The organism is Parvibaculum lavamentivorans DS-1 (assembly GCF_000017565.1).
Classification (GTDB): domain Bacteria; phylum Pseudomonadota; class Alphaproteobacteria; order Parvibaculales; family Parvibaculaceae; genus Parvibaculum; species Parvibaculum lavamentivorans.
The window spans coordinates 1,510,426-1,533,077 of record NC_009719.1; the positions used below are offsets into that span (position 1 = coordinate 1,510,426).

The window sequence follows — 22,652 nt, forward strand, 5'->3', positions numbered from 1 at the left end:
GGGTGGCTCCCCCGGCGGCGGAAAAGCTGCAAAAGAGCTTGCGTGGAAAGGGTTTGAATGGCTCTCGCCAGCCTCGCCCGCTTGCGGCATCCTGCGAGCCGCATAATGGCAGGGGATGTCCCATGAAAGTCGAGTTCTGGTACGAGTTCGCGAGCACCTATTCCTATCCGGCGGCGATGCGCGCCGCGCGCGAGGCCGGGGCGGCCGGGGTCGAGCTCGTCTGGCGGCCCTTCCTGCTCGGGCCGATTTTCGGCGCGCAGGGCTGGAACGACAGCCCCTTCAACATCTATCCCGCCAAGGGCCGCTACATGTGGCGCGACATGGCGCGCATCTGCGAGGCGGAAGGGCTCACGCTCGAAAAGCCGGCGATCTTTCCGCAGAACGGGCTCCGCGCCGCGCGGCTCGCCGTTCTCGGCACGGATGAGGACTGGATGCCGGAATTCTCGCGCCGCGTCTATCTCGCGAATTTCGCCGAGGGAAAAGACATTTCCGACCGGGCGGTGCTGAGTGCGATCCTCACCTCCCTCGATCTCGACGCGGCCTCGCTCGTCGAAGCCGCAAACGAGCAGGCCGCGAAGGACAAGCTGCGCGCGCAGAACGAGGAAGCGGTCGCCAAGGGCATTTTCGGCGCGCCGTCCTTCATCGTCGGCGATGAACTCTTCTGGGGCAACGACCGGATGGAAGAAGCCTTCGCCTGGGCGAAGCGATAGATCAGCGAAACCTATCCGGCAGGTCCGCTTCCGGGATCAGCAAATCGTCCGTGATGTCGAGCCAGATTTCCTCGACGAGTTCGGCCTTGCCCTCGCGCTGCGGAATGGTGCGGCTCGGGTCCTTCGAATAATCGGCGAAGGCCTTGTCGCGTGCCTCTTTCGAGGGCCAGCGCGCATAGGCGACGAAGTCGCCATTTTCCGCGCGGTGCAGCCGCGAGCCGCCGCCGCCATGATCGCGCATGATGTCGTCGGTGATTTCGTGCCAGCGCCGCGCGAAGTATTCCTCGTCTCCGGGCGCGACCTTCCAGCGATAGATGGCGGCTTTCATTTATGGGTTCTCCCGATGTGCGGATGGAAACGCGCCATCAGGCGATCGGTTGCGCCGCCGCCTTCTCGCCCTTGAACCGCTCGCTCGCGCGCGCCTTCACCGTCTCGCTTTTCAATTGTCCGCAGGCCGCCATGATGTCGCGGCCGCGCGGCGTGCGCACAGGGCTTGCATAGCCGGCGCGATTGACGACGTCGGCGAATTTCTCGATCTGTTCCCAGTCGGAACATTCGTAAGGCGAGCCCGGCCAGGGATTGAAGGGGATCAGGTTGATCTTCGCCGGAATGTGCTTCAACAGCCGCACCAGCGCCTTCGCGTCTTCCAGCGAATCGTTCACGCCTTTCAGCATCACATACTCGAATGTGATGCGCCGCGCGTTGGAGACGCCGGGATAATTCCGGCAGGCTTCCAGCAATTCGGCAATCGGATATTTCTTGTTGAGCGGCACCAGTCTGTTGCGCGTCTCGTCGTCCACGGCGTGAAGCGAGATCGCGAGCATGCAGCCGATTTCCTCGCCCGCGCGTTCGATCATCGGCACAACACCCGATGTCGACAGCGTGATGCGCCGCTTCGACAGCGACAATCCCTCGCCGTCGGAAACGACTTCCAGCGCGTCGCGCACATTCTCGAAATTGTAGAGCGGCTCCCCCATGCCCATCATCACGATATTGGTGATGAGGCGGTCTTCGGAATTGCGCCCGCCATCCGGCCATTCGCCCAGCGCGTCGCGCGCAAGGAGTATCTGCCCGACGATTTCTCCGGCGGTGAGATTGCGCACCAGCTTCTGCGTGCCGGTGTGGCAGAAGGTGCAGGTGAGCGTGCAGCCGACCTGCGAGGAGACGCAAAGCGTGCCGCGTCCTTCTTCCGGAATATAGACCGTCTCGACTTCCGGGCCCGGCACACCGGGAATGCCGCTCGGCAGCCGCAGCAGCCATTTCCGCGTGCCGTCCACAGATTTCTGTTCGGTCACGATTTCGAGCCGCGAAATGTCGAAGGCGTCCGCCAGCTTGCCGCGCAGTTCCTTCGACAGCGTCGTCATGCGCTCGAAATCGGTGAAGCCGCGATTGTAAAGCCCGTTCCAGATCTGCCCGGCGCGCATGCGAAGCTGGTTGTCCGGCAGGCCGAACGCCTTCAGCGCGTCCATGAGCAGCGGGCGTGTCAGCCCGGCAAGATGCGGCCGCGCGGAAGCGCCCGCTGTCGCGGCTGTCTTCCTCTCATGCGCAATGTCGATGCTCGCCATGGTCCGGTCTCGTTCGGGTCGCTCAAACGGCTTTCGCCGCCCTTGCCCTGCGGCAAGGCGGCTCAAAGCCCGCTTCTCATATCATATAGTGCGCGATCCTCGCCAATCGGCAGGATTTCGGCGGTTTTTGGAGGTCTTGACGCCTATTTGCAGGTGTCGTCGATCTTCTTCAAGGCGGCGCTGGAGCCCCTCAGCGAATAGGTGTCGGTGGTCAGCGTGTCGCGGGCCGAGGTGCCTTTGATCTCCATTGAGCTGCCGGCCTTCAGCGCCTGCACCATCTTGCCCTCTTCCGAGGGGTTCTCGAGCCAGGCCCAATACTGGTGCTCGCCGCCTTCCTTCACGCCATTGAACATCTGGAAGCGGTCATTGCCGATGGTCGCAAAGGGCCGGCTGGTCGATTTGAAGGCATAGCCGACGCGCATGCTGATTTCGTTCTTGGTGTTCCGCGCCGGGCGGTGCGTCACCATGAAGTAGACATCGCCCCGGTTGGCACCCGCCGGCAGCATCTTTGTCGGCGTCGACATCGCATAGCACATGCGCTGGTCGCCCGAGCCGTAGCTATAGGCCGACCAGTCGTCATATTTGCCGAGCAATTTGGGGGCGTCCTGCGCGCTCGCGGTCGCGGCAAGGCCGGCAATCCCGAATGTAAGGGCCAGCGCGGCAATGGCGGTTGTGAGGGCTTTGGCGTGAAGCGGGCGTCTCGGCATGATCTCCAACTCGTATGCTCCGGATAGGGCTGTTCGGGGGACTGACCCTCGGGGAATCTGCGGCTGACCTTAACCGTCCCGGAGGGCGATTTCCAGATGCGGCACGGAAAAGCGCCGCATTTTCCGGCCAGCGGGCCAGGCGGGATTCCCGGGGAAAATCCCCGATTCATGTGGCGGAACCAAGGCAGAAGCGCGCGGACCTGCGTCAATCTGGCGAATACACAGGCGCTCGTGCTAAGGGAGAGGCAGCGATATTTCCGAATAACGGCAAATGAGGGAGAAGGATCATGAAAGCTGTTCTGTGCAAGGAATACGGGCCCCCCGAGAGCCTCGTCATCGAAGAGGTGCCGACGCCCGAGCCAAAGAAGGGCGAAGTGCTGCTTGAGGTTCATGCCGCAGCGGTCAATTTCCCCGACGTCCTCATCATCGAGAACAAATACCAGTTCAAGCCGCCGCTGCCCTTCTCGCCGGGTGGCGAGGTGTCGGGCATCGTGGTCAAGGTCGGCGAGGGTGTCGACAAGGTGAAGGTCGGCGACCGCGTCATCGGCTCGTGCGGCTGGGGCGGCTTCGCGGAAGAGATCGCGCTCGACCAGGCCCGCGTCACGCCGATCCCCGACGAAATGGATTACGTGACGGCGTCCGCCTTCCTCATGACCTATGGCACATCGCATCACGCGCTGAAGGACCGGGCGAACCTGAAGCCGGGCGAGACGCTGCTCGTGCTCGGTGCCGCGGGCGGCGTCGGCCTCGCCGCCGTCGAGCTCGGCAAGGCGATGGGGGCCCGCGTCATCGCGGCCGCCTCCTCGGAAGAAAAGCTCGCCGTCTGCAAAGAGCATGGCGCGGACGAGACGCTCCTCTATCCGACAGGCGCGCTCGACAAGGATGCGCAGAAGGCGCTCACCGACAAGATCAAGGAACTGACGGGCGGCAATGGTGCCGATGTCGTCTACGATCCGGTCGGCGGCGACTATTCGGAACCGGCGCTCCGTGCCACCAACTGGGAAGGCCGCTTCCTCGTGGTCGGCTTCGCCGCCGGCCCGATCCCGAAAATCCCGCTCAATCTTGCGCTCCTGAAGGGTTGCCAGATCGTCGGCGTTTTCTGGGGCGCCTTCACCGGCCGCGAGCCGAAGCGCCATCAGGAAAACCTGAAGGAGCTGATGTCATGGTTCAAGGCGGGCAAGCTGCGCCCGCATGTCTCGCGCACTTACAAATTCGAGGAAGCCGCGCAGGCGCTGAACGATATGGCTGCCCGCAAGGTCAAAGGCAAGATCGTCATCGTGCCGTCGCGGTAAACGCGAAGACAGGTTGCGATGCTCAAGGAGAGGTTCAGCGCCTTGCCAAACCCAAAGATGTCATCCCGGCACTCGTTGCCGGGACCCAATCCACGCTTCCGCAAATCGAGAGGCCAATGGGTCCCGGGAATAAATCCCGGGATGACATCTTTTTTTTCCGGGTCGCATAAATGAGGCGCGGGCTGGTGGCGCTGGGCGCGATGTTCGGCTTTGCCGTTCTGGTGCTTTTCGGCTTCCTCATCTATGTGCTGCTCGCATCGGGCGATCCGAAATACTGGGAAGGCGAAATCGCCGCCTTCGAGCGGCGCGACGTTTCCAATCCGCCGCCTTCCGATGCCGTGCTCTTTGTCGGCGGCCGCGATCTCAGGCTCTGGCCGTCGCTGCAGGAAGACATGGCGCCCGTGCCCGTCATCCAGCGCGGCTTCGGCGGTGCGCAGATCCCGCATATCAATCACTATCGCTCACGCATCATTCTGCCCTACCGGCCGCGCGCCATTCTCATCATGGCGGGCGATGCGGACCTCGCCGATGTGCGCGGGCGGCGGCCGGAAGATGTTCTCGACGATTTCCGCACGCTAGTTCTTTCGCTCCGCGCCGAGGGCGAGGACGCGCCGATCTATTTCATTTCGCTGCGTCCCTCGCCCGCGCGCGACGAGCGCTGGTACGGCGCGCAGCGCGCCAATGCGCTGATCGCGGATTACGTCGCCGGCCAGCGCGGCATGTATTTTCTCGACGTGACGGCGAAGATGCTTGATGCCAAAGGCAATATTCGCGACGACCTGTATCGCTGGGACGGGCTCACGCTCAATGAGCAGGGCTACAGGGTTCTCGCGGAGGCGATCAAGCCGGCGCTGATCGAAGCGGGCTATGGCGGCTTGCGGTCGAGCCGGTAAGGCATGATTTGCAGGCACCGTTCGCCTTCGCCATGTTACGTTTCATAAAAGTCTGAATAAAAGCAAAGGGGAGACGGCAGATGGCGGAGACGCTTTCGAGAGACACAAAAGCCGGCAAGGTCGAGGGCACCTACGACGCGAAGTTCAAGCCCGTGGTCGATGCCTTCATCGAGAATTGCGAAACGCGCGGCGAAGTCGGCGCCAATGTCGCGATCACGCTCGAAGGCAAAACAATTGTCGACATATGGGGCGGCAAGAAGGCGCCGGAAGGCGAGGCCTGGGACAAGGACACCGTCTCCATCGTCTTTTCCTGCACCAAGGGTGCGACCGCCATCTGCGCGCATATGCTGGCCGACAAGGGCAAGCTCGATCTCGGCGCGAAGGTCGGCGATTACTGGCCGGAATATGCGAAGAACGGCAAGGAAGATACCACCGTCTCGATGATGCTCGATCATTCGGCCGGTCAGCCGCATCTCCGCACCAAGCTGAAAGACGGCGCCTATTACGACTACAACTACATGCTGAAACTGCTCGAGGATGAAGAGCCCTTCTGGAAGCCGGGCGTCCGCAACGGCTATCACGGCGTTACCTTCGCCTGGACGGTCGGAGAGCTCGTTCACCGCGCTTCGGGCAAGCGCCTCGGCCGCTTCTTCGCCGATGAAATCGCAAAGCCGCTCGGCCTCGATTTCTGGATCGGACTGCCGGAAGAGATCGAACCGCGCGTCGCGCCGATGATTTTCGCTGAGCCGGACCCGGCGGCGGCGAATTCGAAATTCACGCAGGCGCTGATGACCGATCCTTCGAGCCCGGCGCATCTCTTCCTGCTCAATGGCGGCAATGCGAATTTCAATTCGCGCGAATGCCATGAGGCGGAGATCGGCTCGGCGAACGGCATCACGAATGGCCGCGGCCTCGCGGGCATGTATGCACCGCTCGCCAATGGCGGCGGCAAGCTTGTCGGCAAGGACGCGCTCGCCCGCATGGGCCGTGTCGCAATGGCGACGCATGAAGACGCGACGCTCCTCATCCCGTCGCGTTTCGCGCTCGGTTTCATGAAGTCGATGGACAACCGCGATCTGCCGAACGAGCCGAATTCAAGCTGCATCATGGGCGAGGCCGCTTTCGGCCATGTCGGCATGGGCGGCTCGCTCGGCTTTGCCGATCCCGCCTGCGCCATGAGCTTCGGCTACAACATGAACCGCATGGGCTCCGGCATCCTGCTCAATGATCGCGGCCAGGCGCTGGTCGATGCCGCCTATACCTCGCTCGGCTACCGCTCCAACGCGTCGGGCGTCTGGGCCTTGTAGGCGGCCAGTTCGGCTTCCAGGGCGTCGACTTTCGCCTGTAGATGCGCAAGCGCGCCCTGGACGTCCTCCGCGTCGAATTTCTGCGGGATGTGGCTCGCGCAATTGGTGTGGAGCGCGGTGACGCGGAAGATGATCGCCTGCAGCGGCCGGGCCCGGTAGCCCTCGGGCATCAGCGATGCAATCACCGCCTTGTCGTCGCTCACCGAGGCGTGTCCCCAGATTTTCACGCGCGCCCGCGTCGCGTAGTCCATCAGGAAAATATAGGCGCGGTCATTGTCGGCGAGGTTGCCGCTGGTGATGTACTGGTGGTTGCCGGTGTAGTCGGCAAAGGCGAGCGTCTTCTCGTCGAGCACCCGCAGGAAGCCCTTCGGCCCGCCGCGATGCTGGATATAGGGCTGGCCTTCCGCATTCGCCGTCGCAAGATAGAAGGAGTTGCGCTCGGCGATGAAGGCAGCGATATCCGCGTCGATGCTGTCGCGGAAATCCCTGTCCTCATAATGGCTGCGGCTGCCGCGCTTTTCCTGCAGTGCCTTCACCGTCGGCGTGAAGGCGACGTCGCTCGCAAAGCTTTTCATGATGCTCTCCGTGGAAGGACAGCGTCAGTTCTTCTCTTCTTCGGCGGGCGGCAGTCCGAGCGCCTGGCGGGCGGCTTTCCGGTGGCGCGGCTTCATGTGGCTGGAGACGAGCCCCAGCGCCGCCATCAGCACGGTCGCATCGTCCGTGAAGCCGAACACGGCGACGAAATCGGGGATGAGGTCGACAGGCATGACGAAATAGGCGAGCGCCGCCAGCAGCGTCGCCTTCACGCGTGTCGGCGTTTCGGGGTCGCGCGCGCAATACCAGGCGGCGGCCGCTTCCTCCGCGAAGGGAATTTTTCCGGCGACGCGTGTCATCTTCTTCCAGAAGCCCTCGCGCACGGTTTCCTCGTTGCGCGCCATCACGGCGGGCAATTGATATTTCGGGTCCCGAAGCTCGGTTTCCGCGCTTTCCGCACCCGGATTTCCGTGAGAAGAGGACATCGGCCCTGGTTCCGTCCTTCGTTGCCCGCCCTGTCGATCCCGCAAGCAAGATGGGGCTCTTGCGGCCCTGTTGCAAGGCGAGGCGGACGTTACGTAAATCCCCGGCTCACGCAAATAGCCTGTCCGCCAATGATTTTTGGCTCGCGCTTTGCCGTCCGAATTTGTTAAATCGGCGCCAATCGGGGCCCCGAAGGCGTCCCGCATCCGCAGAAAACGCTGGATCCGCGTGCAAGGATCCATGCAGAGAAGGGACGAACCGCATGAAACTCGACAGCAGCATCAGCGCCATCATCACCGGCGGCGCCTCCGGCCTCGGCGCGGCGACGGCGCGCGCGCTCGCCAAGCAGGGCGTGAAGATCGGCATTTTCGATCTCCAGGAAGACAAGGGCGAGGCGCTGGCGAAGGAACTCGGCGGCGTCTTCGCGAAAGTGAACGTCACCGACGAAGCGAGCGTCGATGCGGGCTTCGAGAAGGTCCGCGCCGCCATCGGCCAGGAGCGCATCCTCGTGAACTGCGCCGGCACCGGCAATGCGGTCAAGACCGCGTCGCGCAACAAGGAAACCGGCAAGCCGGAACACTTCCCGCTCGACAAGTTCAACCTCATCATCCAGATCAACCTTGTCGGCACCTTCCGCTGCATCGCGAAGTCGGCGGCCGGCATGCTGACGCTCGATCCGCTCGAGGATGGCGATCGCGGCGCGATCGTGAACACCGGCTCCGTCGCCGCGCAGGACGGCCAGATCGGCCAGGCCGCCTACTCCGCTTCCAAGGCCGGCGTCGTCGGCATGACGCTTCCCATCGCGCGCGATCTCAGCCGCGAAGGCATCCGCGTCAACACGATCCTGCCCGGCATCTTCGACACGCCGCTCCTTGCCGGTGCGCCGGAAAAGGTTCGCCAGGCGCTCGGCGCCCAGGTGCCTTACCCGTCCCGCCTCGGCAACCCGGACGAGTACGCCTCGCTCGCCTGCGAAATGATCCGCAACGGCTACTTCAACGGCGAAACCGTCCGCCTCGACGGCGCGATCCGCATGGCGCCGCGCTAAGCCCTTTTCCAATAATTTGGAAAAAACGAAGCCCCGGTGGAAACACCGGGGCTTTTTGTTTGGCTCTATTTTTTCCTTATTTCTTCGTGGTCTTCCCGGCCTTGCCCGCCCATTTGTCCATCAGCGTCGCGAGTGTCACATCCTTGTCGCTCAGCCCGTCCGCGTCATGCGTCGTCAGCACGACATCGAGGCGGTTATAGACATTCGCCCACTCGGGATGATGGTCCATCTTTTCGGCCACCAGCGCCACGCGCGTCATGAAGCCGAAGGCCTCGTTGAAATCCTTGAACTTGAATGTCTTCTCGATGGCGTCGCGGCCCTTCACCTTGCTCCAGCCCTTCAGTCCCGCCAGCGCCTTTTCGCGTGCTTTACCGGTCAGTTTTCCGCTCATCGTCGCCTCCATGAATTTGCGGCCCGAGCCTCGCGCGCTTATGGTCTGCGCGCAAGAGACATGAGGAAAAAATGGACTGGAACGGCGTACGCGCGCCCTCGCTGGCGGATTTCGAACGATTGGCGGACGAGGCTTTCCAGCGCCTGCCGGAAGCCTTCCGCGCGCGCTGCGAAGGGCTCATCATCCGCGTCGAGGATTTCCCGGATGATGAAGTCGCCGCCGAAATGGAGCTCGAAAGCCCGTTCGATCTCCTCGGCCTCTATCAGGGCATCTCCCATGTCGACCGCTCGGTGATGGAGCCGGCGCATATGCCGGACATGGTCTTTCTCTATCGCCGCCCCATGCTCGATTACTGGGCGGAATATGACGAGCCCCTCGAAGGCCTCATCGCGCATGTGCTGATCCACGAGATCGGCCACCATATGGGCCTCTCCGACGACGACATGCACGCGATAGAGGAAGCGGCGGGACTGGAGTAAGCCGAACTCTTCCTGCCACCCTCCCCTGGGGGGAGGGTCAAACGGCTGCAAGCCGTTTGGGGCGGGGGCGCTGACTCTCCGAGAATAAAATCGCTCGCGTTCATTGCAGCAGTGCCGCGACCCCGCCCCGAAATCTGCTTCGCTGCCGCTCGCATATTTCGACCCTCCCCCAAGGGGAGGGTGGGGAGAGAGCACACAGCCGTTGCAATACCAGCCGCTACTCTTCCTCCACCCAGCCGAAATCCGGATAGCGCGTCTTGACGACGTAAGGCCCGCCGCCCGTGCTCGCCTTCGCGGAGAAGAGAGTGAACTGCTCCACCTCGAAGCGGGGCGCGGCGAAGAGGTTGTTCGCCTCGATGAAGCGATAGGCTTCGTCGGTGCTCACATGCGACAGCCGCGCGATGGTGACATGCGGCGTGTAGTTCCGCGTTTCGGGCTTGAGGCCCACGCGCCGCATCGCGCTTTCGTGCCGCCCCTGCAGCACGCGCAGAGGCTCCGACATTTTCACGCCCGCCCAGAGCGTATGCGGCCGCTTGCCGCCGAATTCGCCGACGCCTTCCAGCTCCACCTCGAAAGGCTCCATCGGAATCTCCGCCAGCGCCTCGTCAATATCGGCGGCGACATTCTCCGGCACATCGCCCATGAAACGCAGCGTGATGTGAAAATCCGGCCGCTCGATCCAGCGCGCACCGTCAAGCCCCTGCTGCAGCCGCATGAGCTTCTCCGCCGCCTCGTCAGGAATTTCCAGTGCTGTGAACAGGCGGATCATGTTGTCGTTCGCAGGTGGCCGCTGTTGGACTGAAGTCTCGTTTCTTCTTACCTCCCCCTTGCGGGGAGGTCGAGAAATTCGCGGCGCGGATTTCTCGGGTGGGGGGCGCGGGGAAAAAGAAAAGAGCAGCGCCTGAGGTTCCTGCGAGGCTCCTGCCCCCACCCGTAAAATCCTTCGGATTTTCCGACCTCCCCGCAAGGGGGAGGTGAAGAGAACGATCATCGTGCAGCGGCAGCTCAGCCGCCGTTCAAGGCGCCGGGTTCGGCTGCGAGAGATGCACCGCCTCGATGTCCTTCTCCAGCTCTTCCGTCCACTTCACATCGACGCTCGTCACCGCGAGCCTCAATTGCTCCATCGTCGTCGCGCCGATGATGTTCGAGGTCACGAAAGGCCGTGTCGTCGCAAACTGGTTCGCCATCTGCGAGGGGTCGAGCCCGTGCTTCTTCGCCACGGCGAGATAGCCCTCTATCGCCTTGTCGGTCATCGGCGATTCATAGCGTTGCAGCCGGTTGAACAGGGCTTTCCGCGATCCTTCGGGCAGCGCGCCATTCTGGTATTTGCCGGTGAGATAGCCCTGCGCCAGCGGCGAATAGGCGAGAAGGCCGACGCCGTCGCGATGCGCGATTTCCGATCCGCCGAGCTCGAAGGTGCGGTTCAGCAGGTTGTAGGCATTCTGGATCGACTGCACGCGCGGCAGGCCCTTGGTCTTCGCATGATGCAGAAAGGTCATGGTGCCCCAGGGCGTTTCGTTCGAAAGGCCGATGAAGCGCACCTTGCCGGATTTCACGATCTCCTGCAGCGTTTCGAGAATTTCGCCGATAGGGTGGCTTGCGCCCTCGATATGCTTGTAGCCGAGCCCGCCGAAAAGATTGATCGGCCGGTCCGGCCAGTGAAGCTGGTAAAGATCGATATAATCCGTCTGCAGACGTCTCAGGCTCTTCTCCACCGCCTCGCGGATCTGCGCCGGGCTCTGCTCGGTGCCAGCACCGTCATCGCGCAGCCAGTTCATCGGGCTCCGCCCCGCCACTTTCGTCGCGAGGATCACCTTGTCGCGGTTCTTGCGCGCCTTGAACCAGCTGCCGATGATCTTCTCGGTTGCCCCTTGCGTCTCCGGCTTCGGCGGCACGGCATACATTTCCGACGTATCGAAAAAATTCACGCCCTGGCCAAGCGCATAATCCATCTGCTCATGGCCTTCTGCCTCCGTGTTCTGCTGGCCCCATGTCATGGTGCCAAGGCAGATCGAGCTCACCTTGACGCCGGTGCGGCCGAGTTCGCGATATTCCATGAAGTGTCCCCCGTTTTCGAATTGCGTCCCGGCTTTATAGCCAATGTGGCGCCGGTTTAACCAGAACCCGTCATGGCCCGATTTATTCGGGCCATCCACGTCTTTCTTCCGTGTGTGCCGCCAAGACGTGGATGACCCGGACAAGCCGGGTCATGACGAAAAGAGAAAAGAGGAAGCGCCACAAGCGGTTTGAATCGAAGCTCGCTCTTCCCTCACTCCCCCGCGCGCCGCTCCTCCTCCACCCGCGCGATCAGCTCTTCCACTTTCGGCATGATCCGCTCCACGATGATCTCGATGCCTTCCGCCGTCGGGTGGATGCCGTCGCTGAGGTTGAGCCTGCGGTCGCCGGCCACGCCGTCGAGAAAGAAGGGATAGAGGATCAGGTCTTCCTTCTCCGCAAGCTCGGGATAGATCGGGTTGAACTCGGCGCCATAGTCGCTGCCGAGATTGGGCGGCGCCAGCATGCCGGCAAGCAGGATGGGCAGGCCGCGTTCCTTCAGCCGCGCCACGATCTCGGCAAGGTTGTCGCGCGCAAGGGCGGGGTCGAGCCCGCGCAGCGCGTCGTTCGCGCCCAGTTCGACGATCACCGCATCCGCCTCCGGGCCCACCGCCCAGTCGAGCCGCGCAAGGCCGCCCGATGTCGTGTCGCCGGAAACGCCTGCGTTCGATACATTCACATTCTCGTGACCGGCTTCCTTCAGCGCCCGGTCCAGCCTTTCGGCAAAACCTTCGTCCGGACCCAGCAGATAGCCTGCTGTCAGGCTATCGCCCAGCGCAACGATGGTGATGGGCGCCTTCTCCGAGGCCTGCGCAACGGGCGCGGAGACAAGCACCAGCACAAAGGCCAGGCTCGCGAAGAGCTTGCAAAAGGGGGCCGGAAGGCCATATCGCATAATATACCTGCCTCTTTCCGTTCAGCCCCATTTCGCGAAGGCCCGAGCGTTTTGCCTCAAAACATAATCGAACTTGCCAGCGTCAAGCTCACCCTGCCGAGCGCGGCCGGGCCGGTCAACATCCTCCGCGGCATCGACCTCGCCATCGGCGCGGGCGAAGCCGCCGGTCTCGTCGGGCCGTCCGGCTCCGGCAAATCCACCCTTCTCATGGTGCTTGCGGGGCTCGAGCGTCCAAGCGAGGGCCGCATCGTCGCGGCAGGGGAAGATCTCACAGGCCTTGGCGAGGATGCGCTGGCGCGCTTCCGCCGCAATCATATAGGCATCGTCTTCCAGTCCTTCCACCTCATCCCCACCATGACGGCGCTCGAGAATGTCGCGATCCCGCTTGAGTTCGCGGGCCGGCAGGATGCTTTCGCGCGCGCGGAGGAAGAGCTTCGCCTTGTCGGCCTCGGCCACAGGCTCACACATTATCCGGGTCAATTGTCGGGCGGCGAACAGCAGCGCGTGGCGCTGGCGCGCGCGGTCGCGGGCGATCCGGAAATCCTTCTGGCGGACGAGCCGACCGGCAATCTCGATCAGGCGACGGGACACGAGATCATCGAACTCATGTTCGATCTTCATACGCGCAAGGGAACGACGCTCGTCCTCATCACCCATGACGAAGAACTCGCCGCCCGCTGCGACCGCGTCATCCGCCTGCGCGACGGACTGGTCGAAAGCATTGAAGCGGGAGCGGCGGCGTGATGGTCGATGGTTTGTTTGCAGGCAAAATTGGAATGCGCGTGCCTTACTACCCACACTTGTCACCCCCGGGCTTGACCCGGGGGTCCAGAAGCCGCCGCAAGGCGGCGTCTCGCTTCGAAAAAGCATCTTCTGTGGCAAGCACCGAATCCTCGCGAAGAGAGACGGCGCTGCCGCGCCTTCTGGATTGCCGGGTCAAGCCCGGCAATGACAGTGGCAGGACAGGGGACGGCGAGGCGATATGGGCGGCATGCGCATGAAATCCGGTGAAGCCTCATTCGCGCTGGCCGCGCGTCTCGCCCGGCGTGAGCTGCGTGGCGGGCTCAAGGGCTTTCGCGTTTTCATCGCCTGTCTCGCGCTTGGCGTCGCAGCCATTGCGGGCGTCGGCTCGGTCTCGGCGGCGCTGACGCGCGGTCTCGCCGAAGGCGGCCAGGAGATTCTCGGCGGCGATATCTCGATCCGCCTGATGCATCGTCACGCAACGCCGGAAGAGCGCGCCTTCATCGAAGAGGGAAACCGCGTTTCCGTTTCCGCCGAAATGCGGGCGATGGCGCGCAGCGCCGATGAAGCAGCCGCACGCAGCCAGACGCTGGTCGAGTTGAAGGCCGTCGACGGCGTCTATCCCCTTTACGGCGAGATGGAATTGTCGCCGGAAATGCCGGTCGCGGACGCGCTCGCGATCCGCGACGGCCGCCCCGGTCTCATCGTCGAACCGAACCTCCTGACGCGGCTCAATGTCGAGCCCGGAGATCTCGTGCGCATCGGCGATGCCGAGTTCGAGCTTCGCGCCGCGATTGCGCGCGAGCCGGACCGCGTGTCGGATGGTTTCGCGCTCGGCCCCCGCGCGATGATCGCGGAGGAAGCCCTTCCCTCCACCGGCCTCGTGCAGCCGGGCAGCCTCGTCAATTATCATTACCGTGTGCGCCTGCCGGATAACGCGCGCAGCCCCGCCGATATCGCCGCCTGGGTCGAAACGCTCAATGAGCGGTTCCCGGATGCCGGCTGGCGCGTGCAGGACCGCAGCGACAGCGCGCCCGGCGTGCGCCGCTTCGTCGAGCGCGTGGCGCTTTTTCTTTCGCTTGTCGGTCTCACCGCGCTTGTCGTCGGCGGCGTCGGCGTCGCCAATGCGGTGAAGTCCTATCTCGACGGCAAGCGCACCGTCATTGCCACCTTCAAATGTCTCGGCGCGCCGGGGCCGCTCATCTTCCGCCTCTATCTCATGCAGGTGATGGCGCTTGCCGCTGTCGGCATTCTCATCGGTCTTGTCATTGGCGGTGCGGCGCCCTTCATCGTCGAGGCGGTGGCGGGCGACATGATCCCCATTCCCGCCGATCTCGGGCTTTACTGGGGGCCGCTGCTGCTTGCCGCCGCCTATGGCGTGCTGACCGCGCTTGCCTTTGCGATCTGGCCGCTGGCGCGTGCGCGCGAAGTGCCGGCCACCAGCCTCTTCCGCGATCTCATCGCGCCGGCGCGCCGCTTCCCGCATCCCTTCTATGTCGCGGCGACGGCGGGCGCGCTTCTGGCGCTTGCCGGGCTCGCGGTCGCGCTCGCGGAAGAACGTCTCTTCGCGCTTTATTTCGTTGCCGCCGCCGCGGGCGTCTTCATACTTCTCTGGGGCGCGGCGAACGGCATCATGGCGCTGGCGGCGCGCAGCCCGCGGGTGCGTTCGGCGGAGCTTCGTCTCGCGCTGGCCAATATCCACCGCCCCGGCGCGCCGACGCCAGCCGTCGTGCTGTCGCTCGGTCTCGGCCTCACGCTTCTCGTCACCATCTCCCTCATCAACGGCAATCTCACCGGCGAAATTTCCGGCGAGCTGCCGGACCGCGCGCCCGCCTTCTTCTTTGTCGACATCCAGCCGGATCAGGTCGACGGGCTTGAGGCGCTGGTGACAGGCACGGAAGGCGTCACGGCTTTCAACCGCGTGCCGATGCTTCGTGGGCGGATCGCCGCGGTGAACGGCGTGCCCTCGGAACAGCTTACCGTCGCCTCGGAAGCGCAATGGGCGCTGCGCGGCGATCGCGGCCTCACCTATGCCGCCGAAATGCCTGACGGGTCGAAGCTGGTGCGCGGCTCGTGGTGGGCGGAGGATTATGCGGGCCCGCCGCTCGTCTCCTTCAGCGAGGAACTGGCGCAGGGCTTCGGCGTCGATATCGGCGACACGATCACCGTCAATGTGCTCGGCCGCGAAATATCCGCGACGCTCGCCAATACGCGCGAGATCGACTGGTCGAGCCTCGGTATCAATTTCGTTCTCGTCTTCTCGCCGGGCATGTTGTCCTCGGCGCCCCATACCGTGCTCGCCACCGTCGACATGGAAGGCGGGCCCGCCGCCGAAGAGGCGCTGGAGCGCGAGGTCACGGCGCAGTTTCCAAGCATCACCTCCGTCCGCGTCCGCGAGGCGCTGGAGGCGGTGAACTCGCTTCTCGAGAATTTCGCCATGGCCGTCCGCGCGACAGGCGGCGTCACGCTCGCCGCCGGCATTCTCGTCCTTGCCGGCGCCATGGCGGCAGGCTTCCGCTCGCGCGTCCGCGATGCCGTCATCCTCAAGGTCCTCGGCGCCACGCGCGGCCGCATACTCGGCATCTATGTCCGCGAATATGCGGCGCTTGGTTTTGCCACCGCCCTCATCGCGGGCCTGGCGGGGACAAGTGCCGCTTACGTGGTCGTCACCATGGTCATGGAGATGCCCTGGCGCTTCCTTCCGGGCACCGTCGCCCTCACGGTTCTCGGGGCGACCCTCGTCACCGTCGCGCTGGGGCTCCTCGGCACCTGGCGGGCGCTCTCCGTGCCCTCGGCCTCGGTCCTGCGGGCGGACTGAAAAGCGGGGATTATTTCTTTTCGGGGGAGGGGCTTCGCGCCGTGTGACGGTTTCGTGACAGTTCGATGACAGTCGGGGCTTTTCAACGATTTGTGACCGGTCCGGTTTTGCTTGAAATTGCACAGGCATCGGCCAATATACGTGCAAGCACACTCAGGAGGGTGCAGATTTATGGCGAACTACGAACAGGAACGGCTTCATCAGTCCCGCCTCGGCGCGCGCGCCAATATGGCGGTCGACGAAGGCCTTCGGAGCTATATGCTCCGTGTTTACAACTACATGGCGGGTGCGCTCGCTCTCACCGGGCTTGTCGCCTACTTCGCCTATACGGCCGCCGTGCAGGAAACCGCAGGCGGTCCGGTCCTCACATCCCTCGGCGAAACGCTGTACGCGAGCCCTCTCAAATGGGTCGTGATGCTGGCGCCGCTCGCTTTCGTCATGGTGCTCAGCTTCGGCATCCAGCGCCTCAGCCTCAGCGCCACCCAGCTTCTCTTCTGGGCTTTCGCGGGTGTGATGGGCCTTTCGCTTTCGAGCATTTTCCTCGTCTTCACGGGCGAGAGCATCACCACGACCTTCTTCGTGACGGCGGCGGCGTTCGGTTCTCTAAGCCTTTACGGCTACACGACAAAACGCGATCTGACCGGGATGGGTTCGTTCCTGTTCATGGGTCTGATCGGCATCATCATCGCGATGGTTGTGAACATTTTCCTCGCGAGCTCGGCGCTGCAATTCGCGATCTCGGTGCTCGGCGTGCTGATCTTCGCGGGCCTCACCGCCTATGACACGCAGCGCATCAAGGGCATGTACTACGAAGGCGACAGCGTCGCCGCCGCAGGCAAGAAAGCCGTGATGGGCGCTCTCTCGCTCTATCTCGACTTCATCAACATGTTCATGTTCCTGCTGCAGTTCATGGGCAGCCAGCGCAGCTGACGGGCTGCGGCAAGCCAGAAAACAAAGCCCCGGTGGAAACACCGGGGCTTTTCGCTGTCAGGCGTCGATGAGCCGTAGCGCGCGCTTCTCGAAAATCTTCAGCACCTGCCGCAACTCATGGCCGCGCTTCAGCACCAGCCCCGTCGCCGCGACGATGCTGTAGGCGCCCTGCTTGCGCGCGAGCTTCGGCCGTTTTTCGATGCGGTAAAGCGGCATCTCGCTGGTCCGCCTGAATACCGAGAAAACCGCGACATCCTTGAAGCCGCCCATCGCATAGTCGCGCCACTCGCCATCGGCCACTTTTTGACCGTAGACGGAGAGAATGGCGTCGAGTTCGCTGCGATTGAAAAAGACCTCCGGCTCCCGCTGCCGCTTCTGCGCCGCCGTATCGGTCTTTCGGTCCGTGGGAACGAGGCTGAGGCGGGAGGGAGCCTCACCGGCGCGGGAACCGTAATCGGCGCTGTCGGACATGCGGCGGCGATCTCCCTTCTATATGAGCCGGCACACTCCGGCCCTCACGGAAAGCATGGCACAGGGTGCCTGCCAGCGTCATCAGATTGTTACGATCTCCAGTCTTTCCGCCATTTTCGAAGAGATCGAGCTTTTTTCTAAAACCACAATATTGCCTTTTTTCAGCCCTTCGCCAGCCACACTGGACCTCCATCTTTGCATCGTTGCCTCACTGGCCCGGTTCCTTGCGACGTTCCGGTTTCATCAGCCCCCCAGCCCCACCGGGATAGATTGGGGGAGCCGGGCCAACCCCATCCCCCCGGGGTCGAGGACAACATCTCTAAATGAGCGACAGCTCCAGCCGCCCGGGAATCCCCCCTCCCGGGCGGCTTCTGTTTTGGGCGCCGTCCGTCCGGGAAAATGAAACATCTTTCACTTGAAGGGGTTGGCGTGCTGTCCTACACAAGCTTCCCGTCCTGGGGAGAGGCGCGGGGGAGAAAAAGGAACAGCGGCCGGCATCAAAAGGCGGCGTTCCGGGGAGAAGCATCATAAACCGGTCTGACATGGATATGGCGCCAGGTGAGCCGATGATCGTCATCGACGGCCTCACCAAGCAATTCGGTCCTTTCACCGCCGTCGACCGCATCAGCTTTTCGGTCGCACGCGGCGAAGTGCTCGGCTTTCTCGGCCCGAATGGCGCCGGCAAATCCACAACGATGAAGATGATCACCGGCTTTCTTGCGCCGAGTGCCGGCTCCGCGCGCGTCTGCGGGCATGATGTCGTCGCGTCCACCCTCGCCGCGCAGCGCCTGATCGGCTATCTGCCGGAAGGTGCGCCTGCCTATGGCGACATGACGCCGCGCGGCTTCCTCACGTTTATCGCTCGCGTACGCCGGCTTTCCGCCGCCGAAGCGGGTAAGGCCGTCGACCGTGCTGTTGAAGCGACGGAGCTTTCTTCCGTCCTCGATCAGCCGATCGATACCTTGTCGAAGGGTTTCCGCCGCCGTGTCGGCCTCGCGCAGTCGATCCTTCACAATCCGCCCGTTCTCATCATGGACGAACCGACCGACGGGCTCGATCCCAATCAAAAATTCGAAGTACGCAAGCTGATCGGACGCATGGCCGCGGAAAAGGCAATCGTCATCTCGACGCATATCCTCGAAGAGGTCGATGCAATCTGCACGCGCGCACTCATCATCGACCACGGGCAGATTGTTGCGGACGGGACACCGGCGGCCCTCATGGCGCGCTCGCGGTATCACAATGCAGTGTCCCTCACGCTTGGCGGGCAGACCACGGTGGCGACGGCGGAGAAACTGCGCAGTCTTCCCGGTATTGCGAGCATTGAAGTCGCGCCACGGGGCGAAGAAACAACCTTCACGCTTTTCCCCGCGCAGGCGCGTGAGAGCGACACGCTGCTGGTCGATGCGGTGGCGCGGCTCGCGCGCGAGGAAAACTGGCCGGTGCGCGCCCTTTACGGCGAGCCTGGCCGTCTCGACGAGGTGTTCCGCAGCCTCACCCGCTCCGATGCAAGGCCAGAAGAAAAGGACGCGGCATGAACGAACTCCTTGCCGTGTTCCGCCGCGAGCTGGGCGGCTATTTCGCGACGCCGCTCGCTTTCATCTTCATCGTGATCTTTCTCTTCACGATGGGCGCCTTCACATTCTATCTCGGCGGCTATTACGAGAGCGGGCAGGCGGATCTCACGATCTTCTTCAACTTTCATCCCTGGCTTTATCTCTTTCTGCTGCCCGCTATCTCCATGCGCCTCTGGGCGGAAGAACGCCGCACAGGTTCGATCGAGTTGCTGCTGTCGCTGCCTATTCCTCTCTGGGCGGCGGTGCTGGGAAAGTTTCTTGCAGCATGGGTCTTTTCGGGGATTGCACTCGCGCTCACCTTTCCGATGTGGCTGACCGTCAATTATCTCGGCGATCCGGATAATGGCGTGATTGTTGCGGGCTATCTCGGCAGCTTCTTCATGGCGGGCGGCTATCTTGCCATCGGTTCGTGCCTCTCCGCCGTCACGCGCAATCAGGTTATCGCGTTCGTCGTCAGCGTCGCAGTTTGCTTCCTCTTCACGGTTTCCGGTCTTCCGATCGTGATTGATTTCTTCTCGGGCTGGGCGCCGCAACAGGTTCTCAACACGATTGCCTCGTTCTCCTTCCTCACGCATTTCGATGCCATCAAGCGCGGCGTCATCGACCTTCGCGATGTAATCTATTTCGTCACGCTGATCGGCACGTGGCTTATCGCCTGCGGGATCGTCGTCGACATGAAGAAGGCCGGGTGATTCATGGCGAACCAGCAGATCAGCCGTTCGGCCTACGGCATCATCACACTGGTGCTGTTGGCGGTTCTGTTCCTTGCCGTCAATCTGTTCTCCAACATTGTCTTCCGGTCTGCGCGGGTCGATCTCACGCAAAACAACCTCTACACCCTGTCGGATGGAACGGATGAGGTTGTCTCCTCGATAGAGGAACCGATCACGCTGCGCTTCTTCTACTCGGAGAAACTTGCCAACGACTATGCGCGCATCCGCACCTATGCGAGCCATGTTCGCGATCTGCTGGAAGAAATTCGCGCGCGGTCGGGCGGGAACGTCCGTCTCGAAGTCATCGACCCGGAAGCCTTCTCCGAGGAGGAGGATCTCGCCATGTCCTTCGGCCTCAAGGGCGCGCCAACGGCGAGCGGAGATGTTGTCTATTTCGGCCTGGTCGGCACGAATTCCGTCGATGGGCTTGAAGCGATCCCTTTCTTCACCGATGAGCGCGAGCAGTATCTTGAGTATGATGTCGCGCGGATGATCCAGAACCTCAGCCGTCCGTCACGCCCGGTACTTGGCATCGTCACGAACCTGCCGCTCGATACCGGTGTGGGCGGGCTGATGTCCGCCATGCGCGGCGAGTCGCTGCCCTTCATGATTTATGACGAGCTGCAGGACCGTTTTGAGATCGAATTCCTGGAGCAGCAATTCCAGGCTGTGCCGGCCAAGGTCGATGTGCTGATGATCGCGCATCCGCGTCCGCTCGATGAGCCGACGCTTTATGCAATCGACCAGTTCGTCATGCGCGGCGGCCACGTGCTTGCCTTCGTCGACCCTCATTCGGAAGTGAGCCTGACGGCGGGCCCGAACGGCGAGCCGATCCCCGGGTATACGGAAGCATCGGATCTTGGACCTCTGCTTGAAAGCTGGGGCATCGATTACGACCCGACGAAGGTCGTGGGCGACCGGCAAATCGCACAACGCGTCCGCACCGGGCTCGATGCAAGGCGCCAGGAAAGCGACTATGTGATCTGGCTCGCCGTGCCGCGCGAGAATGTAGACACGGACGACCTGGTAACGGCCGACGTCTCGCGCCTCAATCTCGGTACAGTCGGTGCGCTCGCACAGGCGGAGGGCGCAACCACGACCTTCTCGCCGCTCGTCACGTCGACGGAAGATTCGCAGCTCTACGACATCGAGGACGTGAAAAAGGGGCCGAGACCAGACGATCTATTGCGGAATTTTACACCCACCGAGGAACGCTACGTCATCGCGGCGCGCATCTCCGGGCCGGTGAAAAGTGCGTTTGACGGGCCGCCCAGCGAAGCGCCGGTCGCGCAGCCGGGCGGTGTCTCGCCGCGCAAGTCGCAGGAAAAAGCCGGCCCTTATATTGCCCAGTCGCAGAGCGATGCGAACATCATCGTCTTCGCCGATAGCGATATTTTCGACGACCGTTTCTGGGTGCAGACGGAATCCTATCTCGGCGAGCGCGTGGCGCAGCCGATCGCGGATAATGCGGTGTTCATCATGTCCGCCATCGACAATCTGATGGGCTCGAATGAGCTCATTTCGCTCCGCGCGCGCAGCAAGATCGACAGGCCTTTTGTCGTCGTCGAGGACTTGCGCCGGACAGCGGAGAGACGGTTCCTGGCCGAACAGGATATCCTCGAAAAGAAGATTGCCGAGACGGAACGAAGCCTTGTGGAGCTTCAGACCAGAGGCTCGGCGGCGCCGGGCGGCCCGGCCATCGATGAAGATGCAGAGATGCGGAAGTTCCGTGCCGAGCTTCTCGAGAGCCGCAAAAGGCTTCGCGATGTGCAGCGCGATCTTCGGCGCGATGTCGAGAATCTTGGCGGGCAGTTGCGTTTCGTCAACATCGCCCTTGTGCCGATCGTGCTCGCAATCCTCGCGCTCGGTGCGGCCTTCCTGCGTTACCGCCGTCGCAAGGCGCGCGTCGAGAAGGGAGCGTAAGCCATGGCAGCTTCTCTGCAGACCCTTCGGGAGAACAAGCCGCTGCGCAATCTGGCGCTTCTTGCGGCCATAACCATCATCGTGGTGATTGCCGCGATTGTCGCCGTTGCAACAGACCGCAGCAGCGTTCGCACGAGCTTCGTTCCTCACCCTCTTTTCGAGGGCCTGGACTCGAAGCTCGATCGCGTCGACCGGATCGTCTACACGGCGAGCCGGGGGCTTAGCGGCGAAGTGAAAATCGTCATGCTCCGCGGTGAAGACGGGGCCTGGGGCGCGGAATCGCGGAGCGGCTATCCCGTCAATCCCGAGCTCGTCAAAAAGACGCTGCTTGGCGTCGGCGAGATGGAGGCCTATGAGCCGCGGACGGCCAATCCCGAATGGCATCGCAATCTCGGCCTGCTTGCGCCTGAAGATATCGGTTCGGCAGTGCGTGTCGAATTTTTCAGCGGCAATGACGAGCGGCTTGCCGGTGTTCTTGTCGGCAAGGTGCCGGAGCGCGCGGTGGATGTGAAAGGCGAAGGCGTCATTTATGTGCGTCGCGACGGCGAGGACCAGACATGGCTTGCGCGCGGCCGGTTGCCGCTTCTCAAGACGGTTTCGGAATGGCTCGATCCCACTTTCGTCGATATCCCTCGGGAGGATGTCGCCCGTGTCACGCTTTGGGCTGACACTGATCGCCCTGTGATCATGTCGCGCGGAAGTCCGGAAGAAGCGAACTTCGCCATTGAGAATGTGCCGGAAGGCCGCGTCACGCGGGGCGCCCCGGTGGTCAATCGCGTTGCCACGGCGCTGCTCGATTCGGGCTTTGACGATGTTGCGCCCGCCGACACGCTCGACTTCCCCGAAACGGCACCTCAGGTTGTTGTCGAAACATTCGATGGCGTTAAGCTCACCATGCGCATGGGTGGTCAGGGTGGCGCCTTGTGGGCCAGATTCTCTGCGGCGGCCGATGCTGCGCTGCTACCGGATGGCGCCGATGCGAGCAAGGCGGAAGCCCGCGCCGCTGCGCTGAACGCACGGCTCGGCCCATGGGTCTACAAGCTGCCGCAGGATGTCAGCAGTCAGCTCACACAGACTATGGATATCGTGACCCGGGAAGCCGGTCCCGCCGATTTCGAGTAAG

23 protein-coding genes are annotated in these 22,652 nt (G+C 63.0%); 13 read left to right on the forward strand and 10 right to left on the reverse strand.

The features are described from left to right. Positions 1 to 122: 122 nt before the first annotated feature. Complete coding sequence (locus PLAV_RS06995; RefSeq protein ID WP_012110273.1) at positions 123 to 710, forward strand: 2-hydroxychromene-2-carboxylate isomerase; 588 nt, start codon at positions 123 to 125, stop codon at positions 708 to 710. A gap of 1 nt (position 711) precedes the next feature. On the opposite strand, the gene PLAV_RS07000 is transcribed toward PLAV_RS06995, so the two are convergent. The 3 genes from PLAV_RS07000 to PLAV_RS07010 form a co-directional block, all read right to left on the reverse strand. Continuing rightward, entirely contained in the window at positions 712 to 1,038 is a 327-nt protein-coding gene (locus PLAV_RS07000; RefSeq protein ID WP_012110274.1) for an antibiotic biosynthesis monooxygenase, read from the reverse strand. Between the two features lie 37 nt (positions 1,039 to 1,075). Continuing rightward, positions 1,076 to 2,275 (reverse strand): dual-specificity RNA methyltransferase RlmN, encoded by a 1,200-nt coding sequence (rlmN, locus tag PLAV_RS07005; protein WP_012110275.1) that lies wholly within the window; start codon positions 2,273 to 2,275, stop codon positions 1,076 to 1,078. 143 nt (positions 2,276 to 2,418) lie between these two features. After that, positions 2,419 to 2,982, reverse strand: a complete 564-nt coding sequence (locus tag PLAV_RS07010; protein ID WP_041536453.1) for an invasion associated locus B family protein — start codon at positions 2,980 to 2,982, stop codon at positions 2,419 to 2,421. A gap of 287 nt (positions 2,983 to 3,269) precedes the next feature. Between PLAV_RS07010 and PLAV_RS07015 the strand changes: the two genes are divergently transcribed. The 3 genes from PLAV_RS07015 (at position 3,270) to PLAV_RS07025 (ending at position 6,474) form a co-directional block, all read left to right on the forward strand. Then, positions 3,270 to 4,274: an NADPH:quinone oxidoreductase family protein gene (locus PLAV_RS07015; RefSeq protein ID WP_012110277.1), complete on the forward strand. Its 1,005-nt coding sequence runs from the start codon at positions 3,270 to 3,272 to the stop codon at positions 4,272 to 4,274. 170 nt (positions 4,275 to 4,444) lie between these two features. Next, complete coding sequence (locus PLAV_RS07020) at positions 4,445 to 5,167, forward strand: GDSL-type esterase/lipase family protein (RefSeq protein WP_012110278.1); 723 nt, start codon at positions 4,445 to 4,447, stop codon at positions 5,165 to 5,167. A gap of 80 nt (positions 5,168 to 5,247) precedes the next feature. Next, positions 5,248 to 6,474: a serine hydrolase domain-containing protein gene (locus PLAV_RS07025; RefSeq protein ID WP_012110279.1), complete on the forward strand. Its 1,227-nt coding sequence runs from the start codon at positions 5,248 to 5,250 to the stop codon at positions 6,472 to 6,474. Here the strand turns inward: PLAV_RS07025 and PLAV_RS07030 are convergent. Together PLAV_RS07030 and PLAV_RS07035 are read right to left on the reverse strand one after the other, a co-directional pair. Beyond that, the gene (locus PLAV_RS07030; protein ID WP_012110280.1) at positions 6,438 to 7,049 is read right to left on the reverse strand and encodes a pyridoxamine 5'-phosphate oxidase family protein; all 612 of its coding nucleotides are present in this window, start codon (positions 7,047 to 7,049) and stop codon (positions 6,438 to 6,440) included. The genes PLAV_RS07025 and PLAV_RS07030 overlap by 37 nt on opposite strands. A 24-nt stretch (positions 7,050 to 7,073) precedes the next feature. Beyond that, positions 7,074 to 7,493 (reverse strand): YkvA family protein, encoded by a 420-nt coding sequence (locus PLAV_RS07035; protein WP_012110281.1) that lies wholly within the window; start codon positions 7,491 to 7,493, stop codon positions 7,074 to 7,076. Positions 7,494 to 7,753: 260 nt separating this feature from the next. Here PLAV_RS07035 and PLAV_RS07040 point away from each other — a divergent pair, with 260 nt between their 5' ends. Continuing rightward, positions 7,754 to 8,536, forward strand: coding sequence for an SDR family NAD(P)-dependent oxidoreductase (locus PLAV_RS07040; protein ID WP_012110282.1), 783 nt, complete (start codon positions 7,754 to 7,756; stop codon positions 8,534 to 8,536). 76 nt (positions 8,537 to 8,612) lie between these two features. Here the strand turns inward: PLAV_RS07040 and PLAV_RS07045 are convergent, their stop codons facing one another. Continuing rightward, complete coding sequence (locus PLAV_RS07045) at positions 8,613 to 8,927, reverse strand: 4a-hydroxytetrahydrobiopterin dehydratase (RefSeq protein ID WP_012110283.1); 315 nt, start codon at positions 8,925 to 8,927, stop codon at positions 8,613 to 8,615. Positions 8,928 to 8,998: 71 nt separating this feature from the next. Between PLAV_RS07045 and PLAV_RS07050 the strand changes: the two genes are divergently transcribed. Continuing rightward, positions 8,999 to 9,406, forward strand: coding sequence for a metallopeptidase family protein (locus PLAV_RS07050; RefSeq protein WP_012110284.1), 408 nt, complete (start codon positions 8,999 to 9,001; stop codon positions 9,404 to 9,406). 217 nt (positions 9,407 to 9,623) lie between these two features. Here the strand turns inward: PLAV_RS07050 and thpR are convergent, their stop codons facing one another. From thpR to PLAV_RS07065, 3 genes are all read right to left on the reverse strand, one after another. After that, positions 9,624 to 10,175, reverse strand: coding sequence for an RNA 2',3'-cyclic phosphodiesterase (thpR, locus tag PLAV_RS07055; protein WP_012110285.1), 552 nt, complete (start codon positions 10,173 to 10,175; stop codon positions 9,624 to 9,626). 247 nt (positions 10,176 to 10,422) lie between these two features. After that, positions 10,423 to 11,463 carry an aldo/keto reductase gene (locus PLAV_RS07060; protein ID WP_012110286.1) on the reverse strand — a complete coding sequence of 347 codons (1,041 nt, stop codon included), beginning with the start codon at positions 11,461 to 11,463 and terminating at the stop codon, positions 10,423 to 10,425. A gap of 212 nt (positions 11,464 to 11,675) precedes the next feature. Next, complete coding sequence (locus PLAV_RS07065; RefSeq protein ID WP_012110287.1) at positions 11,676 to 12,356, reverse strand: arylesterase; 681 nt, start codon at positions 12,354 to 12,356, stop codon at positions 11,676 to 11,678. A 51-nt stretch (positions 12,357 to 12,407) separates the two neighbouring features. On the opposite strand from PLAV_RS07065, the gene PLAV_RS07070 reads away from it, so the two are divergent. The 3 genes from PLAV_RS07070 to PLAV_RS07080 all read left to right on the forward strand — a co-directional run bounded on the left by PLAV_RS07070 (position 12,408) and on the right by PLAV_RS07080 (position 16,845). After that, positions 12,408 to 13,100, forward strand: coding sequence for an ABC transporter ATP-binding protein (locus PLAV_RS07070; protein WP_012110288.1), 693 nt, complete (start codon positions 12,408 to 12,410; stop codon positions 13,098 to 13,100). A 247-nt stretch (positions 13,101 to 13,347) separates the two neighbouring features. Beyond that, positions 13,348 to 15,915, forward strand: a complete 2,568-nt coding sequence (locus PLAV_RS07075) for an ABC transporter permease (RefSeq protein WP_245545240.1) — start codon at positions 13,348 to 13,350, stop codon at positions 15,913 to 15,915. A gap of 171 nt (positions 15,916 to 16,086) precedes the next feature. Next, a complete protein-coding gene (locus tag PLAV_RS07080; RefSeq protein WP_012110291.1) occupies positions 16,087 to 16,845 on the forward strand; it encodes a Bax inhibitor-1/YccA family protein in 759 nt (252 codons plus the stop codon). 57 nt (positions 16,846 to 16,902) lie between these two features. On the opposite strand, the gene PLAV_RS07085 is transcribed toward PLAV_RS07080, so the two are convergent. After that, entirely contained in the window at positions 16,903 to 17,316 is a 414-nt protein-coding gene (locus PLAV_RS07085; RefSeq protein WP_012110292.1) for a DUF2794 domain-containing protein, read from the reverse strand. Between the two features lie 542 nt (positions 17,317 to 17,858). Between PLAV_RS07085 and PLAV_RS07090 the strand changes: the two genes are divergently transcribed. The 4 genes from PLAV_RS07090 to PLAV_RS07105 are packed head-to-tail and all read left to right on the forward strand — an operon-like array spanning position 17,859 to position 22,651. Beyond that, entirely contained in the window at positions 17,859 to 18,854 is a 996-nt protein-coding gene (locus PLAV_RS07090; RefSeq protein WP_245545244.1) for an ABC transporter ATP-binding protein, read from the forward strand. Beyond that, positions 18,851 to 19,585 (forward strand): ABC transporter permease subunit, encoded by a 735-nt coding sequence (locus PLAV_RS07095; protein WP_012110294.1) that lies wholly within the window; start codon positions 18,851 to 18,853, stop codon positions 19,583 to 19,585. The genes PLAV_RS07090 and PLAV_RS07095 overlap by 4 nt, the downstream gene beginning before the upstream one ends. A 3-nt stretch (positions 19,586 to 19,588) precedes the next feature. Then, positions 19,589 to 21,529: a GldG family protein gene (locus PLAV_RS07100; RefSeq protein WP_012110295.1), complete on the forward strand. Its 1,941-nt coding sequence runs from the start codon at positions 19,589 to 19,591 to the stop codon at positions 21,527 to 21,529. Positions 21,530 to 21,532: 3 nt separating this feature from the next. Next, positions 21,533 to 22,651, forward strand: coding sequence for a DUF4340 domain-containing protein (locus PLAV_RS07105; protein WP_012110296.1), 1,119 nt, complete (start codon positions 21,533 to 21,535; stop codon positions 22,649 to 22,651). Position 22,652: the final 1 nt, after the last annotated feature.

Coding starts and splice junctions, on each gene's coding strand:
- PLAV_RS06995 (WP_012110273.1), top strand. CDS start 123: ATGAAAGTCGAGTTCTGGTACGAGTTCGCGAGCACCTATTCCTATCCG.
- PLAV_RS07000 (WP_012110274.1), bottom strand. CDS start 1,038: ATGAAAGCCGCCATCTATCGCTGGAAGGTCGCGCCCGGAGACGAGGAA.
- rlmN (WP_012110275.1), bottom strand. CDS start 2,275: ATGGCGAGCATCGACATTGCGCATGAGAGGAAGACAGCCGCGACAGCG.
- PLAV_RS07010 (WP_041536453.1), bottom strand. CDS start 2,982: ATGCCGAGACGCCCGCTTCACGCCAAAGCCCTCACAACCGCCATTGCC.
- PLAV_RS07015 (WP_012110277.1), top strand. CDS start 3,270: ATGAAAGCTGTTCTGTGCAAGGAATACGGGCCCCCCGAGAGCCTCGTC.
- PLAV_RS07020 (WP_012110278.1), top strand. CDS start 4,445: ATGAGGCGCGGGCTGGTGGCGCTGGGCGCGATGTTCGGCTTTGCCGTT.
- PLAV_RS07025 (WP_012110279.1), top strand. CDS start 5,248: ATGGCGGAGACGCTTTCGAGAGACACAAAAGCCGGCAAGGTCGAGGGC.
- PLAV_RS07030 (WP_012110280.1), bottom strand. CDS start 7,049: ATGAAAAGCTTTGCGAGCGACGTCGCCTTCACGCCGACGGTGAAGGCA.
- PLAV_RS07035 (WP_012110281.1), bottom strand. CDS start 7,493: ATGTCCTCTTCTCACGGAAATCCGGGTGCGGAAAGCGCGGAAACCGAG.
- PLAV_RS07040 (WP_012110282.1), top strand. CDS start 7,754: ATGAAACTCGACAGCAGCATCAGCGCCATCATCACCGGCGGCGCCTCC.
- PLAV_RS07045 (WP_012110283.1), bottom strand. CDS start 8,927: ATGAGCGGAAAACTGACCGGTAAAGCACGCGAAAAGGCGCTGGCGGGA.
- PLAV_RS07050 (WP_012110284.1), top strand. CDS start 8,999: ATGGACTGGAACGGCGTACGCGCGCCCTCGCTGGCGGATTTCGAACGA.
- thpR (WP_012110285.1), bottom strand. CDS start 10,175: ATGATCCGCCTGTTCACAGCACTGGAAATTCCTGACGAGGCGGCGGAG.
- PLAV_RS07060 (WP_012110286.1), bottom strand. CDS start 11,463: ATGGAATATCGCGAACTCGGCCGCACCGGCGTCAAGGTGAGCTCGATC.
- PLAV_RS07065 (WP_012110287.1), bottom strand. CDS start 12,356: ATGCGATATGGCCTTCCGGCCCCCTTTTGCAAGCTCTTCGCGAGCCTG.
- PLAV_RS07075 (WP_245545240.1), top strand. CDS start 13,348: ATGCGCATGAAATCCGGTGAAGCCTCATTCGCGCTGGCCGCGCGTCTC.
- PLAV_RS07080 (WP_012110291.1), top strand. CDS start 16,087: ATGGCGAACTACGAACAGGAACGGCTTCATCAGTCCCGCCTCGGCGCG.
- PLAV_RS07085 (WP_012110292.1), bottom strand. CDS start 17,316: ATGTCCGACAGCGCCGATTACGGTTCCCGCGCCGGTGAGGCTCCCTCC.
- PLAV_RS07090 (WP_245545244.1), top strand. CDS start 17,859: ATGGATATGGCGCCAGGTGAGCCGATGATCGTCATCGACGGCCTCACC.
- PLAV_RS07095 (WP_012110294.1), top strand. CDS start 18,851: ATGAACGAACTCCTTGCCGTGTTCCGCCGCGAGCTGGGCGGCTATTTC.
- PLAV_RS07100 (WP_012110295.1), top strand. CDS start 19,589: ATGGCGAACCAGCAGATCAGCCGTTCGGCCTACGGCATCATCACACTG.
- PLAV_RS07105 (WP_012110296.1), top strand. CDS start 21,533: ATGGCAGCTTCTCTGCAGACCCTTCGGGAGAACAAGCCGCTGCGCAAT.